12 protein-coding genes and 1 pseudogene are annotated in these 13,391 nt (G+C 71.8%); 11 read left to right on the top strand and 2 right to left on the bottom strand.

Going from position 1 to position 13,391, the window contains the following annotated elements; all coding sequences use genetic code 11:
* The 5 genes and pseudogenes from MFF54_RS13755 to sorB form a co-directional block, all read left to right on the top strand.
* Window positions 1–144 (top strand): annotated as a pseudogene (locus MFF54_RS13755) (3-phosphoglycerate dehydrogenase); the annotation flags it as partial.
* Window positions 145–148: 4 nt separating this feature from the next.
* The gene (locus MFF54_RS13750) at window positions 149–1,138 is read left to right on the top strand and encodes an Ldh family oxidoreductase (protein ID WP_238303489.1); all 990 of its coding nucleotides are present in this window, start codon (window positions 149–151) and stop codon (window positions 1,136–1,138) included.
* Between the two features lie 75 nt (window positions 1,139–1,213).
* Entirely contained in the window at window positions 1,214–2,032 is an 819-nt protein-coding gene (locus MFF54_RS13745) for a GntR family transcriptional regulator (RefSeq protein WP_238303488.1), read from the top strand.
* Window positions 2,033–2,162: 130 nt separating this feature from the next.
* Window positions 2,163–3,365 (top strand): SorA family sulfite dehydrogenase catalytic subunit, encoded by a 1,203-nt coding sequence (sorA, locus tag MFF54_RS13740; protein WP_238303487.1) that lies wholly within the window; start codon window positions 2,163–2,165, stop codon window positions 3,363–3,365.
* 11 nt (window positions 3,366–3,376) lie between these two features.
* On the top strand, window positions 3,377–3,712 hold the full coding sequence (gene sorB / locus MFF54_RS13735) for a SorB family sulfite dehydrogenase c-type cytochrome subunit (protein WP_238303486.1): 336 nt from the start codon (window positions 3,377–3,379) through the stop codon (window positions 3,710–3,712).
* A 71-nt stretch (window positions 3,713–3,783) separates the two neighbouring features.
* Here the strand turns inward: sorB and MFF54_RS13730 are convergent, their stop codons facing one another.
* A complete protein-coding gene (locus tag MFF54_RS13730; RefSeq protein ID WP_238303485.1) occupies window positions 3,784–4,011 on the bottom strand; it encodes a hypothetical protein in 228 nt (75 codons plus the stop codon).
* Between the two features lie 134 nt (window positions 4,012–4,145).
* On the opposite strand from MFF54_RS13730, the gene MFF54_RS13725 reads away from it, so the two are divergent.
* Entirely contained in the window at window positions 4,146–5,219 is a 1,074-nt protein-coding gene (locus MFF54_RS13725) for a YeiH family protein (protein ID WP_238303484.1), read from the top strand.
* A gap of 69 nt (window positions 5,220–5,288) precedes the next feature.
* Here MFF54_RS13725 and MFF54_RS13720 read toward each other — a convergent pair whose 3' ends face one another.
* Window positions 5,289–9,254, bottom strand: a complete 3,966-nt coding sequence (locus MFF54_RS13720; RefSeq protein ID WP_238303483.1) for a flagellin N-terminal helical domain-containing protein — start codon at window positions 9,252–9,254, stop codon at window positions 5,289–5,291.
* Between the two features lie 450 nt (window positions 9,255–9,704).
* Between MFF54_RS13720 and MFF54_RS13715 the strand changes: the two genes are divergently transcribed.
* The 5 genes from MFF54_RS13715 (at window position 9,705) to MFF54_RS13695 (ending at window position 13,342) form a co-directional block, all read left to right on the top strand.
* Window positions 9,705–10,712, top strand: a complete 1,008-nt coding sequence (locus MFF54_RS13715) for a helix-turn-helix domain-containing protein (RefSeq protein WP_238303482.1) — start codon at window positions 9,705–9,707, stop codon at window positions 10,710–10,712.
* A 255-nt stretch (window positions 10,713–10,967) separates the two neighbouring features.
* Window positions 10,968–11,456, top strand: a complete 489-nt coding sequence (locus tag MFF54_RS13710; RefSeq protein ID WP_238303481.1) for a prepilin-type N-terminal cleavage/methylation domain-containing protein — start codon at window positions 10,968–10,970, stop codon at window positions 11,454–11,456.
* Window positions 11,456–11,845 carry a type II secretion system protein gene (locus tag MFF54_RS13705; protein WP_238303480.1) on the top strand — a complete coding sequence of 130 codons (390 nt, stop codon included), beginning with the start codon at window positions 11,456–11,458 and terminating at the stop codon, window positions 11,843–11,845. The genes MFF54_RS13710 and MFF54_RS13705 overlap by 1 nt, the downstream gene beginning before the upstream one ends.
* The gene (locus MFF54_RS13700) at window positions 11,838–12,437 is read left to right on the top strand and encodes a prepilin-type N-terminal cleavage/methylation domain-containing protein (protein WP_238303479.1); all 600 of its coding nucleotides are present in this window, start codon (window positions 11,838–11,840) and stop codon (window positions 12,435–12,437) included. Before MFF54_RS13705 ends, MFF54_RS13700 begins: the two co-directional genes overlap by 8 nt.
* Complete coding sequence (locus MFF54_RS13695; protein ID WP_238303478.1) at window positions 12,434–13,342, top strand: type II secretion system minor pseudopilin; 909 nt, start codon at window positions 12,434–12,436, stop codon at window positions 13,340–13,342. The genes MFF54_RS13700 and MFF54_RS13695 overlap by 4 nt, the downstream gene beginning before the upstream one ends.
* Window positions 13,343–13,391: the final 49 nt, after the last annotated feature.

Below are 13,391 nucleotides of genomic sequence, written 5' to 3'. Positions count from 1 at the left end.
CTGGACGCCGGGGCCGGCGCGGTCTTCGTGGACGTGCCGAACCTCGTCCTGACGCCGCACATCGCGGGCGTGACGCAGGAATCGAACGTGCGCGTCTCGGCAGTGACCGCCCAGGCCGTGCGCCGCCACCTCACGGAGCAGTAGGGCGATGGCCACCCTCACCCTCACCGAGGCCGAGGCGCTTGCCGCGGAGGCGCTGACCCGCTGCGGCACCGCGGCGCCCGCCGCCCGCAGCGTCGCCCGCGCCCTCGTCGCCGCCGAAGCCGACGGCCTGAAGGGCCACGGCCTCTCGCGCGTCGCGCCCTACGGGGCGCAGGTGCGGGCCGGCAAGGTGGTAGGCGACGCGGTACCCCGCGCCGAGCCACCGCGCCCGGGTCTGCTGGCAATCGACGCCGCCCACGGCTTCGCCTACCCGGCGATCGACCTCGCGCTCGCGGAACTGCCGCGGATGGCCCGCCAGCAGGGGATCGCGGCGGCCGGCATCCGGCGCTCGCACCATTGCGGCGCTGCCGGGCGCCCGGTCGAGGCGCTGGCCGAGCAGGGATGCGTCGCGCTCCTCTTCGCCAACACGCCCGCCGCGATGGCGCCCTGGGGCGGGCACCGCGCGGTGTTCGGCACCAACCCGCTCGCTTTCGCCTGCCCGCTGCCGGGCCGCGCGCCGATCGTGGTCGATCTCGCCCTCTCGAAGGTCGCCCGCGCCAACATCGTCGGCGCGGCCAAGCGCGGCGACCCGATCCCCGAGGGCTGGGCGCTCGACGCCGATGGGCGCTCGACCACCGACGCCGGGGCAGCGCTCACGGGTACGATGGTGCCGCTCGGCGACGCCAAGGGCACGGCGCTCGCCCTGATGGTGGAGTTGCTCGCCGCCGGCCTCGTCGGGGCGCGCTTTGCCGGGGAAGCTTCCTCGTTCCTCGACGCCGAGGGCGACCCGCCGGGCACCGGCCAGTTTATCCTCGCCATCGACGCCGCCGCGCTGAGCCCGGACGCGCCAGAGCGCTTCGCCGCGCTCGCCGGGTCGATCGAGGAGCAGGACGGCGCCCGCCTGCCCGGCAGCCGCCGGCTCGGGCTGCGCCGTCGGGCGGCCGAGGCGGGCCTCGACCTCCCCGACGCGCTGGTGGCGGAGATCCGGGCGCTCTGAGGAAAACTGCCTGTGCGGAGGAGAAACCTGTGATTGCCCCGCTGGTCGGGCCAACGTAAGCCAGAGGAGGGAGAGGTGCTGGACACATCCTTCGACGCTCTGCCCGCAGGTGGGGCTCGGCGTCGCAACGAGATGGAACGGTCAGGGGACGGTCAGTCAGGGTCGGGGCGCGGCGCCGCTGGCGGCGCGGTCGGATTCCGGCCGCTCTACCGGCAGGTCTACGACACGCTGCTGAAGCGCCTCGCCGACGCGGTCTGGCAGCCGGGCCAGATCCTGCCGAGCGAGGGGCAGCTCGCCGCCGAGCTCGGGGTCAGCCAGGGCACGGTGCGCAAGGCGCTCGACGCGCTGACCGCCGACAGCCTGCTGGTGCGCCGCCAGGGCCGCGGCACCTTCGTGGCCGACCACGACGACAAGCAGAGCGTCTTCCGCTTCTTCAAGCTCCGGCCCGACGGCGAGGGCACCGGGATGCCGACGAGCCGGGTCACGGCGATCGCGGAAGCGGCGGCCAGCGCCGACGAGCGCGGGCGCCTCGACCTCGCGCGCGCCGCCCGCGTGGTGCGCATCGAGCGCGTGCGCCTCATCGATGCGCGGCTCTGCGTGTCCGAGACGATCAGCGTGCCGGCCGCCCTGTTCCCGGGCATCGCCGAGCTCGCCCTGCCCAACACCCTCTACAGCCTCTACGCGACCCGCTTCGGCATCACGATTGCGACCGCGAACGAGCGCCTGAAGGCGGTGGCCCTCGGGCCCCGCGAGGCCGGTCTGCTGGAGGTGGCCGTGGGCACGCCCGCGCTGGAGATCGACCGCGTCGCCGTCGACCTGGAGGAGCGCCCAGTCGAGTGGCGCCTCTCGACCTGCCTGACGCAGGACGTCCACTACCTCTCGGTCCTGCGCTGACCGGCGTCGTGCCGGCGGCAGGGTGCCGCCCGCACGACGCCGGCGGCAGGATGCGCCGCACCGCGCCCGGAGCCGGCGAGGCCCCGGGACATCTGAAACTCGCTGCAACAGCCTGCACGGGGAGCGCGCGATGACGGATCGCGGACGACGGGACATCCTGAGGATGGGCGCGCTCGGCGCCCTCGCGCTGGCGGGCGGCGTCCCGCGCGCCCGGGCGGACGCGGTCACGCTGCCCTTCGGCAACGGCGAGCGGCCGCTGGTGGCCTATCCGGGCAAGCGCCCGCTCCTGCAGATGACCGCGCGCCCGCCCCAGCTCGAGACGCCGTTCGCCGTCTTCGACGAGGGCGCCCTCACGCCGAACGACGCCTTCTTCGTGCGCTACCACCTCGCCGACATCCCAAGCGAGATCGACCCCGAGACATACCGGCTCGCGGTCCGAGGCCATGTCGAGCGCCCGCTGGATCTCTCGCTCGCCGACCTGAAGGCGCTGCCGCGGACCGAGATCGTCGCCGTCAACCAGTGCTCGGGCAACTCGCGCGGATTCTTCGAGCCGCGGGTTGCCGGCGGCCAGCTCGCCAACGGCGCCATGGGGTGCGCCCGCTGGACGGGGGTGCCGCTGAAGGCCGTGCTCGACGAGGCGGGGATCAGGGCCGGGGCGATCGAGATCGCCTTCGAGGGGCTTGACGGGCCGGTCATTCCGGAGACGCCGGACTTCGCCAAGTCGCTCGGCGTGGATCATGCCCGCGACGGCACCGTGATGCTTGCCTTCGCGATGAACGGCGAGGACCTGCCCTGGCTCAACGGCTATCCCTTACGCCTCGTGGTGCCGGGCTATTACGGGACCTACTGGGTCAAGCACCTCGCCAGCGTCCGGGTGCTCGACAAACCGTTCGACAATTTCTGGATGAAGACGGCTTACCGGATCCCGGACAATCCCTGCGCCTGCACCGAGCCGGGCCAGGCGCCGAAGGCGACGGTGCCGATCAACCGCTTCACCATCCGCTCCTTCCTGACCAACCTGCAGGACGGCGCCGCGGTGAAGGCCGGGCGGACGCCCTTGCGCGGCATCGCCTTCGACGGCGGCGCGGGCATCCGCTCCGTGGCGGTCTCCGCCGATGACGGCCGGAACTGGACCGAGGCGCGGCTCGGCGCGGATCTCGGGCCCTACGCCTTCCGCCCCTGGACGCTCGACCTCGATCTCGGCCCGGGCACGCACGCGATCCGGGTGCGGGCGACGGGCAACGACGGGGCGAGCCAGCCGATGGAGCCGCTCTGGAACCCGGCCGGCTACCTGCGCAACGTGGTCGAGACCACGCGGGTGCGCGCGTCGTGAGGGAGAGCACCATGCCCAGGAAGCGACTTTTCCGGCGTATCACTTGGCTCGCGGCGCTGGTCGCCCTGTCGGCATTCCCCGCCCTGGCGGCTCCGCGCAGCTACGCGCTTCCGGAACCGACCGCCGAGCTGCGCCCGCCCGCCGACGGTGCTCACGCGGCCGGCTTCGCATCCGCGCAGGCTAATTGCATGACCTGCCACTCGGTCGACTACATCGCGATGCAGCCGCCGGGCAAAGGCCGGGCGTTCTGGGAAGCGGAGGTGACGAAGATGATCAAGGTCTACGGCGCGCCCATCGACGAGGCACAGGCCAAGGCCATCGCGGCCTACCTGAGCGCGCAGTATTGACACCGTCGATCGCGCCTCGATGCTGCGCGGGTGCGGCCGGCCTGCCGGGTCCGGCCAGGCCGAGGGCGGCGTCAGCGGGCCTGCGTGCCGAGAGCGGCCTGGATCGGGGCGGACGGCGAGGCCGCATGGGCAGCGAGATGGACCCGGCCCGCAACGAGGAGCAGCGCCACGCTCCAGAACAGCGCGACCGCGAGGTTGCGCGCCCGGTGGCCCGCCGGCGCCGCGCGAGCGCCCGCACCGTCGAGGCGCTCGCCGAACGGATCGAAGGCGGAACGCTGGGCGTGGATGTCGGTGGGCATGGACCGAATATCGCGCACCCGCCGAGAGCAAACAATGGTTGCGGATCTTCGATCTTCGCGGCCAAAGCAGAAGCAAGTTCTCTTCTCGGAGGCGTATGGAGAGCGTTCTCCTCTTCCTCCGCAAGGATGCGATCATGAGCGTGAAGGCCCCCGCGAAGGAGGCTCTGCCCGGCACGGCCGCCGGCGAGGCCCCCTCGCTCCTGCCCGGGCTTCTGGTCTGCCTCGCGATCACGGCGGGGGCGGTTGCCCTGCAATCGGTCGAGGAACACCTCACCGGCCATCCCTATGTCGAGGCGCTCGTCATCGCGATCCTGGCGGGCATCGCGATCCGCACCGTCTGGGTGCCGGGCGAGCGCTACCGGGCGGGCATCGCCTTCTCGGCCAAGCAGGTGCTGGAGGTGGCTGTGACGCTGCTCGGCACCTCGATCAGCCTGGGGGCGATCGTGGCGTCCGGCCCGGCGCTGCTCACCGGCATCGTCGGGACGGTGATCCTGGCCATCACCGCGAGCTACGCGATCTGCCGGGCGCTCGGCCTGCCCGCCCGCATGGCGATCCTGGTGGCGGCCGGCAACGCCATCTGCGGAAACTCGGCGATCGCCGCGGTCGCGCCGGTGATCGGCGCCGACAGCAAGGACGTGGCCGCCTCCATCGCCTTCACGGCGGTTCTCGGCGTGCTGATGGTGCTAGGCCTGCCGCTGTTCCTGCCGCTCGCCGGCCTCAGCGAGCACCAGTACGGGGTGCTGGCGGGGCTGACCGTCTACGCGGTGCCGCAGGTGCTCGCCGCCACCGTGCCGATCAGCCTGCTCGCCACCCAGGTGGGCACCCTCGTCAAGCTCGTGCGCGTGCTGATGCTCGGCCCGGTCGTGGTCGCCTTCGCGCTGATCGCGCCGCACCTCCCGGCCGAGGGCGCGACGGGCAAGGCGGGGCCGCGTCGCCTCGGCTTCTTCAAGCTGGTACCCTGGTTCATCCTGGGCTTCCTGGCGCTCGCCACCCTGCGCTCGCTCGGGCTGGTGCCGGAGACGGTGGTGCAGCCGGTCACGCGGCTCGCGGGCCTTCTGACGGTTGTCTCGATGGCGGCGCTCGGCCTCGGCGTGGACGTGCGGGTGCTCGCTCGTGTCGGCGCGCGGGTGACGCTCGCGGTCACCGGCTCGCTCTTGGTGCTGCTGGCGATCAGCCTCTTGCTGATCCGGGCCCTCAACCTCGGCTGAGACTCCCGGAGACAGGACCGCCCGCGCGGCGTCGCGCGGGCGGTTGGCCGCTCGGCGGATGCGCCGCGCTCAGCGCAGGAGCTGCAGGATGCCCTGCTGCGCCTGGTTGGCCAGCGACAGCGCCGAGACCGCCAGCGAGTTGCGGGTCGAGAGCGCCTGCGAGTTGGCCGCCTCCTCGTTCAGGTCGGCGTTGACGAGATTGCCCGCGCCGGTGTCGAGGATGTTGATCATCGCCTTCGAGAAGTCCTGACGGTTCTGCACCACCGACAGATTGGCGCCGAAGGTTGAGGACTGCGTCCGCAGCTGGCTCGTGGCGGAGGTCAGCTTCTCGATCGCCGCGGTGATCTCCGTGTCGGTCTGGAAGCCGCCGGTGATGGTGTCGAGGCCGAGGCCGGCCGCGTCGAACTTGACGCCGCCGATGTCGAGCGCCGCGGTGTTCTTCTCGTTGAAGGCGATGTGCAGCGTGTTGTCGGCCGCGCTGTTGCTGTTGCGGAACAGCAGGTTGAGGCCGTTGTAGCCAGAGTCCTGGGCCTGCTGCGTGATCTGCTGCAGGATCTGGTTGAACTGGGTCGCGAGCGTCGAGCGGACCGAGCTGACGCCCTTGCTGCCGCCGACATCGGTGCCCGACGCCGTCTGCGCGGTCGCGCCCGAGCCGCTGACGCCGAAGCCGATGTCGAGGCCGGTCGTTCCGCCCGTCGTCACCTGCGCCGCCGTGACCGTGAGCTTCTGGTCGGAGCCGGAATCGGTGGTCGTGAGCACGAGCTTGTTGTTGACGTAGCTCGCCGAGACCTTGCCGGCCAGCCCGGTGTCCGCCGCGATCTGGTCGTTGATCGCCTTGGCGATCGCGCTCTGGCTCGTGTTGGGCGAGGTGCCGAGGTTGCTGCTGTTCAGCGTGATCAACTTGAGCGGGCCGCTGCCGAGCTTCAGCGTGAAGGAGGCGTCCTTCGTGCCGCTGAAGTCCTTGGTCACGGTCTGCTCGGTGCCGACGATCGACGCCTTGGAGGAGCCGTCCGTCGCCTCGGTACCCGAGGAGGTGACGCCGGCCGCCGCCGTGCCCCCACCGGCATGAGGCGTGCTGTTGGTGGTGGTCGTGGTGCCGAGGCCGAGGCCCGCGGTGTCGCGGGTCACGGTCAGGGTCGGGCTGCCTGCGCCGGTGCCGACCGCGTTGCCGGTGATCTTGAGCTGGTTGCCCACGAAGGCCACGCTCGCCTTGACGTTGCCGGTGTCGAGCTGGACCTGGATCGCCTCAGCCACCTTGGCCTGCGTGGCCGAGGTCCCGATCTGGTTGCCGCCCCGGTCGAGGCTCGTCGCGCTGATCGTGACGTTCTTGCTGGTGCTGCCGTCGCTGATCGCGAAGGCGCTCGATTTGCCGCCCGAGAGGTCGATGCTGCCCGCCGAGACGCCGTGCGCGGTGGTCGGGGGATTGGCCACACCCGCCGAGCCCAGCCCGAGGCCGGCACCGGCCGCCTCATCGTGACCGGGGGTCAGCGTCACGCTGGCACTCGCGCCGACGCCCTGAGAATCGAAGGTCAGCTTGCCGCCCTGGAACGAGGCTGTGACGTTGACCCCCTGGGCATCCAACTGGGCCTGGATCGCCGCGGCGACCTCGGTCTGCGAGGGCGTGGCGCCGAGGGTCCCGCCCCCGACTTTCGCCGTCCCCGCGCTGATCGAGACGTTGGCCGTCGCCGTGCCGTCGCCGACCTGGAACGTGTTGGCTGTCGCCGTCAGGGCGAAGGGCGCCGTCGCGGCGCCGCCCTGAACCCGGGCCGCGCTGCTGGTGGCCGGCGTCGAGACCGTGCCGGTCGCGGTCAGCGCGTTGGCCGTGCCCAGGCCGAGGCCGATCGTGTCGCTGGCCGAGGCCACGACAGGGGCGGCCACCGCACCCGCCGCGGTGCCCTGACGGGCGAAGGTGAGCTTACCCGCACCGTCGAGGTAGGCGGTCACGTTCCGCGTGGCGGGTTGCCCGCCGAGTTGCCGGTTGATGCTTTCCAGCATCTTCGCGGCGGTCGGGTTGGTGCCGATCGCGACGCCGTCCTTGTCCTGGCTGTTCTTGTCGAGCGTGATCGTCGTCCCGTCGACCGTGAAGCCCGCCGAGGCGGTGGTGAGGTCGGCGGTGCTCGGGAAGGTGGCCGCGGCGCTCGATTTCGTGGTGGCCGGGACGCCGAAGAGGCCGATCGCGTCGGTGCCCTGGGTCACGGTCGGAGCCGCGTGGCCTGCGCCGACCGCGTTCGTCGTGAAGGTGAGCTTGCCGCCGACAACCGAGGCCGTCACCCCGTTGTTGTCGTCCCGAAGCTGACGGTTGATCGCGCTCACGAATTCGGCCGCGGTGCTGGCCGTTCCGATCGCGTTGTTGTCGAGCATCAGGCTCGTCGAATCGAGCGAGACGGTCGTGGTCTTCGCACCGTCGTTGACCGTGAAGGTCGTGGACTGGCCGGGCACGATCGTGGTCGGGGGCGTGCCGTTCAGGCTGCTGGTACCACCCGTCTGGAAGCCGAGCCCGATGGTATCATAACTCGCCGAGACCGTCGCATTCTTGCCATCACCCGTAGCCGTGTTGGTGAAGGTGAGCTTGTTGGCGGCAAAATCCGCCTGGACGTCGAAGCCCGAGAGCTGCGCGTTGATCGCAGCCTTCAGTTCGGCCTGCGTCGGATTTCCAGGCGTGGCCGCCCCCGAGAAGGTGTTCTCATTGAGAGTGACCGAGCGGGATACGCCCGCGCCGTTGGTGACACTGAAGGTCGCGGTCTTTCCATCACGCAGATCGATGTTCGGGCCTGACGTGACGCTGGAAGTCGTCGAGCCGGCGCGGCTTGCAGCCGTGTTGCCGGTAACGATGTTCGCGGGAAGGATGCCTCCGCCGGCGGCCGTCACCGGCGCCGTGTAGGTGGCGGCCGACGTCGTGAGCGTGTTCGCCGCCAGGGCGCCGGGCGTGGTCGCGCCCGCGGTGAAGCTGCTGAAGCCGATGCCGCTGCCGCCGGTGGTGTCGAGGCCGCCGATCACCGAGATCTGCGCGTCGGGGCCCACGTCGGCCGAGCTGAACACGAGCTTGTTGTCGGCGTTCGCCGCGACGGTGACGGTCGAGCCGTTGTCCTTGAGCTGCTTGTTGATCGCGTCGAGGACCTGCTGCCGGGAGGCCGAGGTGCCGAGCGTGCCGCCGGAGGCGTCGGTCACCGCGTTCTTGTCGAGCCTGATGTTGACCGAGGTGTTGCCGTCGCTGACCACCAGCGAGGCGCTGCCGGTCGAGAAATCGGTCGCCGCGCCCAGCGCCCCGTTGGCGGTCACGGTCGAGGGGGTCGGGGCGACGGTGGCCTTGCCGTAGCCGATGTCGATCGTGGAGTTGGCCGAGCCCGCGACCGTCAGCTTGGCGGACGCGCCCGCCGCCGTGGTGGTGAAGCTGAGGCGGCCGTCGGCACTGAAGCTCGCGGTCACCTTGTCCTTCAGCGCGGCGTTGTTGCCGATCTGGCCGCTGATCGCGGTGAGGAGCTGGTCGGAGGTGACCTTTGTGAGGTCCGTGCCGGAGGAGGCCAGCGTCGTGGCGTCGAGGCGGATCGTCGTCTTGGTGGCGCCGCCATCGAGCGAGATGTCGAGGGAGGCGTCCTTGGCGGCGCTCGACAGGTCGAAGGTGGTCCTGCCGGAGGCGTCGGTCGTGCCGAGGCCCGCCAGCGTCGCGGTGCCGATGACCTTGGCGGCCTGCGCCTTCGCACCGCCGGTGGCGCCGGTGCTGCCGCCGGTCTTGTCGGCCAGCGCCTGCTGGGCGGTCGACTTGGCGGTGTCGATCAGCTTGGTGATCGAGGTGATGCCCTGGTTGGCCGCCTGGATGACCTGCACGCCGTTCGAGATGCCGTCCAGCAGGTTGCTCAGGTCGGAGGAGCGCGCGGTCAGGCTCTGCGAGGTGAAGAAGTTCGTCGGGTTGTCGAGCGCCGAGTTCACCTTCTTGCCGGTGGAGAGGCGGCTCTGCGTGGTCGACAGGAGGGAGGCGGTGTCCTGCAGCGAGAGCAGGTTCTGCCGCGTCGCGGCCGAGAGCGTGATGGATGACATTCTGAGATCCGATCGGGCGTGGGAGGCCGAGCGCGTCGGCAACAGGCCCATCAGACGCCAGCGGGATTAATCGCATTCCTAAGAACATCCCGTTGCTTCGACTGCAAAAGTCGCAGATTGTCTCGTATTTGAGTATGTATGTATCAAAGTATCATAATATCTCCATTCGTCTCATAGGGGTGACTTTTCGTCTCTTCAGTCCCCATCGCAGGACAGAGAGCACCGCGGCCGCCGGGCCGGCACAGATCAATGGCGCTCCAGGGCCGAGGACCGACGAGATCGTCGCAAAATTTGACACTTTCGACAGATTGCCGCTCCTGAATCACGGGTTTAAGAATTTAACCCAGTCGTCCGGCGTCATTTAGGACTTCCTGCTTGCGGCTAGAGCCTATCTCGGCCTCGACGCGAAAGCAGACGACGCGGCGATGGGTGCAACCTCAGACCTTGACGATGTCGGACACGCCCCTTCACCAGTTCGTCCCGTCGGTTGATCCAGTCGCTGCGTGGAAGGCCTGGGCCGAACATTTGGCGCCGATCTTCGACGTCCGACCGGTCCCGGAGACGCATGTCGGCGCCTCGGTCGGGATGCGAAGCTACAATCTCGGCCTGGTTCTGGTCGGTGAGGTTTCGGCACCGGCCCAGGCCCTCGAGCGCACCGCGCGCATGGCCGCGGCTCAGGGCGTCGATCACGTCCTGATGCAGTTCTACCGGAGCGGGACGAGCGTGGTGCGCACGGAGCGCGGGGAGGAGAGGGTCCGACCGTCGGACTTCGTGATCTGCGACCTCGCCCAGCCGATCCGCATCTCGGGAGAGCCCGTGACCGCGATCAACATCCTGCTGCCGCGTGCGGCGCTCGGGGATCGAAGCAGCTCGATCGACGGCCTACACGGCTGCGTGTTCAATGCCGAGCACGACGCGGCGAAGCAGATCTTCGCGTCCTACCTGAAGGACGTGGTGAGCCACGCCGATCGGATCGAGGCGCCCTACAGGCCCGGCATCGCGGAAGCGGCGGCGAAGCTGTGCGGCGCCGCACTGCCGAGCGTGGCCGGGTACGTCGCTGCGGCCGAGCGCTGGGTCAGTCTCGAGATCCGGAGCTTCATTCAGACGCATCTCGCCGATCCGAAGCTCGGGCCGGAGATGATCTGCGAACGCTTCGGCCTCTCGCGCGCGACGCTGTACCGCCAGTTCGCGGTCGATGACGGGGTGCAGCACTACATCCGCAACCGTCGTCTCGCCCGCGCCATGACGCTCCTGACGCGCGTCGGAGACGGGCCGCGTCCGCGCGTATCCACCGTTGCCTACGCCGTGGGCTTCGCGGACGAGAAGACCTTCAGCCGCGCCTTCAAGCGCCGGTTCGACTGCCTGCCGCGCGACGCCGCCCTCGATCGGGCGGTTCGGCCCGTCCGTCCCGGCACCGAATCGCCGCTGGGTGCCTGGATCCGGCAGATCGCGGCCTGACGCCCGCCGCGCCCGCGCGCCGACCGGGACACCATCGCGCCGGCGGCCGAGGCCGTTCCCCGGCGGGGTTCGGGCGGCGAGAGCCGGGCGCTGCGCGAGGGGCAAGACAGCGCGGGCCCCCGGATGCGGCCGGCGCGACTGCCGCAGGATCGCGCCGCGGTGGCACTTGGGCAGCACCGTGCAGGATCCGGCAAGACCTGTCTGCCAGGATGCGGCGTCGGCCCACCACGGGGTCAGCGCAGCGAGGGGCCGGCCATGCCGGGACAGGGCGCCCGGTCCGGAAGCACGGGCGCGGATCGGGATCTTCGGCCGGGAGCGGGCGGCACGGCGGGCTTCACGCTCGTCGAAATGCTCGTCACGCTCGCGGTCCTGGCGCTCGCCCTCACGCTGGCGTCCCGGTCCCTCGGCGGCATGCCGGCGGGGCAGCGACCGGCCCGGCTCTCGGGGGCGATCGCCGCCGAGATCGGCCTGCTCCGCGCGGAAGCCCTGCGCACGGGGCGCAGCGCGAGCCTCGTCTTCGACGCCGCGGGCGGCCGCTTTCTCAGTTCGCGCCCGGGCGCGGGCCCGATCGCGGCGCCCCTGCACGTCACGGTCGAGGCTGCGGGCGGAGAGCCGGGCGAGATCCGCCTCCTGCCCGACGGCAGCTCGACGGGCGGGCGCATCGTCCTGCGGGACGCGGCCGCGCAGTCCATCGTCTCGGTGAGCGCCCTGACCGGCCGCGTGCGTCGCGACGAGCCCCGGTGATGGCAACCCCGAACGACGCCGGGAGGGAGGACGGCTTCACGATCGCCGAGGTGCTCGTCGCCTTCATGATCGCGGCGCTCGGTACGATCCTGGCGCTCGAGATAGCCGGCATGACCGCAGGCGGGGTCCAGCGCCTCGAGAGGCGCCGGGTCGCGGCCGACGAGAGCGAGGGCGTGGTCCTGCGCCTCGTGGCGGCGGGCGGCCTGCGGCCCGGGCTGATCCGGGGCCGATTCTCGGACGGCACGGCCTGGGTCCTCGGCGTGAGCGACGCCCGCCCGGCGCTGGGCCTCGAGCGGGTCCCGCCGCTCTGGCGCCTGCGGCTGACCCGCGACGAACCCGCCGGTCCGCTGCTCTACACGACGCTGATGCCGGAGGACCCCGATGGCTGAGGACCGCGAGGCCGGGTTCACCCTGGTGGAGATGCTGGTCTGCCTCGCGGTGGCGGCCCTGATCGGAACCCTGCTGGTCAACGCGGTGCGGATCAGCGGCATTGCCTCGGCGGCGATCGCCCGCGCGACGGCGACGGAGGAGGTGCAGTCCGTCCGGGACCACCTGCGCCGCACCCTCGGCAGCCTCGCCCGCCGCCGGGCCGAGGGCGAGCGCCCGGCCCTGCTCGGAGGCCCCGCCGCCCTCTCGGCGCGGATCGGCCCGGACCGGAGCGTGGCGCGCTCCGCCGAACTCGTCATCGCCCTCGCCACCGTGGCGCGGGCGGACGGCGGCTACGACCTCGTCGAGCGCCGCGCCGCGCCGGATGCGGGGTCCGCGGAGAACGGCGGGCGCCCGGAGATCCTGCTGGAGCGCGTCGCCGGCCTCGCGATCCGCTACTTCGGCGCACCGAGCCGGAACGTGCGGCCCGGCTGGCACGCCGCCTGGGCCGCGCCCGACCGCCAGCCCACGCTGCTCGAGATCGAGGTCGCGTTCGAAGCGGCCGACCGGCGGCGCTGGCCGCCGCTCCTCGTCGCGCTGGGGGATCGGCCGTGAGCGCCCGCCGCGCGGGGCCGGACGGGCGGGAGGCAGGCTTCGTCCTCCTGTCGGTCCTCGCCGTGCTGGGCGTTGTCAGCGCCGTGCTGGTCACCGCGATCCTGCAGGGCCGCGCGGGCGCGGCGCTCACCGGCGCGCGCGCCGAGGTGGCGCGGTTGCAGGGCATGGCCGACGGGATCGCGCGCCTCGTGGCCTACGACCTCGCCGTGGGGCGGACCTACCGGCGCGCCGGTCTCGCCTTGCCGGAGGATGGAGGCGCCGTCCGCTGCCGCCTCGACGCGGCCCGCACCGCCGTTGTGTCGCTGGAGGATCAGGGGCGGCTGATCGATCTCAACGGGACGCCGCGCGCGAGCCTCGAGGAGGCCTTCCGCCTGCTCGGGGTGCCCGACCGGACCGCCCTCGCGCTCGCCGCGGAGATCGTGGACTATCGCGACGTGGACGACGTGCCCGAACCCGGCGGCGGGGCAGAGCTGCCGCAGTACCGGGCGCGCGGCCTCGCCCGAGGCCCGCGCAACGCCCCCTTCGTCAGCCCCGACGAGATCGCGCGGCTGCCTTCGGTGACGCCCGAGGCGGCGGCGATCCTCGGGCCTGTTCTCACGGTCCACAACCGGGGCGGCCGCTTCGATCTCGGTGCCCTGATCCGGCGGGTCCGGCCCGCCGCAGCGACGGCGCTGCCGGACGCCTCCGGGCCCGTGCCGTCGCCGCGCCAGCACTTCCGGATCTCCGTCGTCGTCGCCGACCGCCGGGCGCGGGCCGGACGCTCGGCGGTGTTCGGGCTCGGCGGCACGCGCAGCGGCACCGACTTCATCGACTGGCTGCCCACCGTGGCGCCCGATCCCGGCGCCGCCGCGGACCACCTGGCCTGCCCGGCCATCGCTGCGGCCCTCGGGACCGGGGCCCCCTGACGGGTTTCCCGAAGCTCGGCCGGACTGCCCCCGACCGCGCGGGCGATCG

It is taken from the genome of Methylobacterium gregans, assembly GCF_022179245.1.
GTDB lineage: Bacteria > Pseudomonadota > Alphaproteobacteria > Rhizobiales > Beijerinckiaceae > Methylobacterium > Methylobacterium gregans.
This window is presented reverse-complemented; position numbering and strand designations above follow the sequence as displayed.

Coding starts and splice junctions, on each gene's coding strand:
- MFF54_RS13725 (WP_238303484.1), top strand. CDS start 4,146: ATGAGCGTGAAGGCCCCCGCGAAGGAGGCTCTGCCCGGCACGGCCGCC.
- MFF54_RS13715 (WP_238303482.1), top strand. CDS start 9,705: ATGTCGGACACGCCCCTTCACCAGTTCGTCCCGTCGGTTGATCCAGTC.
- MFF54_RS13710 (WP_238303481.1), top strand. CDS start 10,968: ATGCCGGGACAGGGCGCCCGGTCCGGAAGCACGGGCGCGGATCGGGAT.
- MFF54_RS13730 (WP_238303485.1), bottom strand. CDS start 4,011: ATGCCCACCGACATCCACGCCCAGCGTTCCGCCTTCGATCCGTTCGGC.
- MFF54_RS13700 (WP_238303479.1), top strand. CDS start 11,838: ATGGCTGAGGACCGCGAGGCCGGGTTCACCCTGGTGGAGATGCTGGTC.
- sorB (WP_238303486.1), top strand. CDS start 3,377: ATGCCCAGGAAGCGACTTTTCCGGCGTATCACTTGGCTCGCGGCGCTG.
- MFF54_RS13705 (WP_238303480.1), top strand. CDS start 11,456: ATGGCAACCCCGAACGACGCCGGGAGGGAGGACGGCTTCACGATCGCC.
- sorA (WP_238303487.1), top strand. CDS start 2,163: ATGACGGATCGCGGACGACGGGACATCCTGAGGATGGGCGCGCTCGGC.
- MFF54_RS13750 (WP_238303489.1), top strand. CDS start 149: ATGGCCACCCTCACCCTCACCGAGGCCGAGGCGCTTGCCGCGGAGGCG.
- MFF54_RS13720 (WP_238303483.1), bottom strand. CDS start 9,254: ATGTCATCCATCACGCTCTCGGCCGCGACGCGGCAGAACCTGCTCTCG.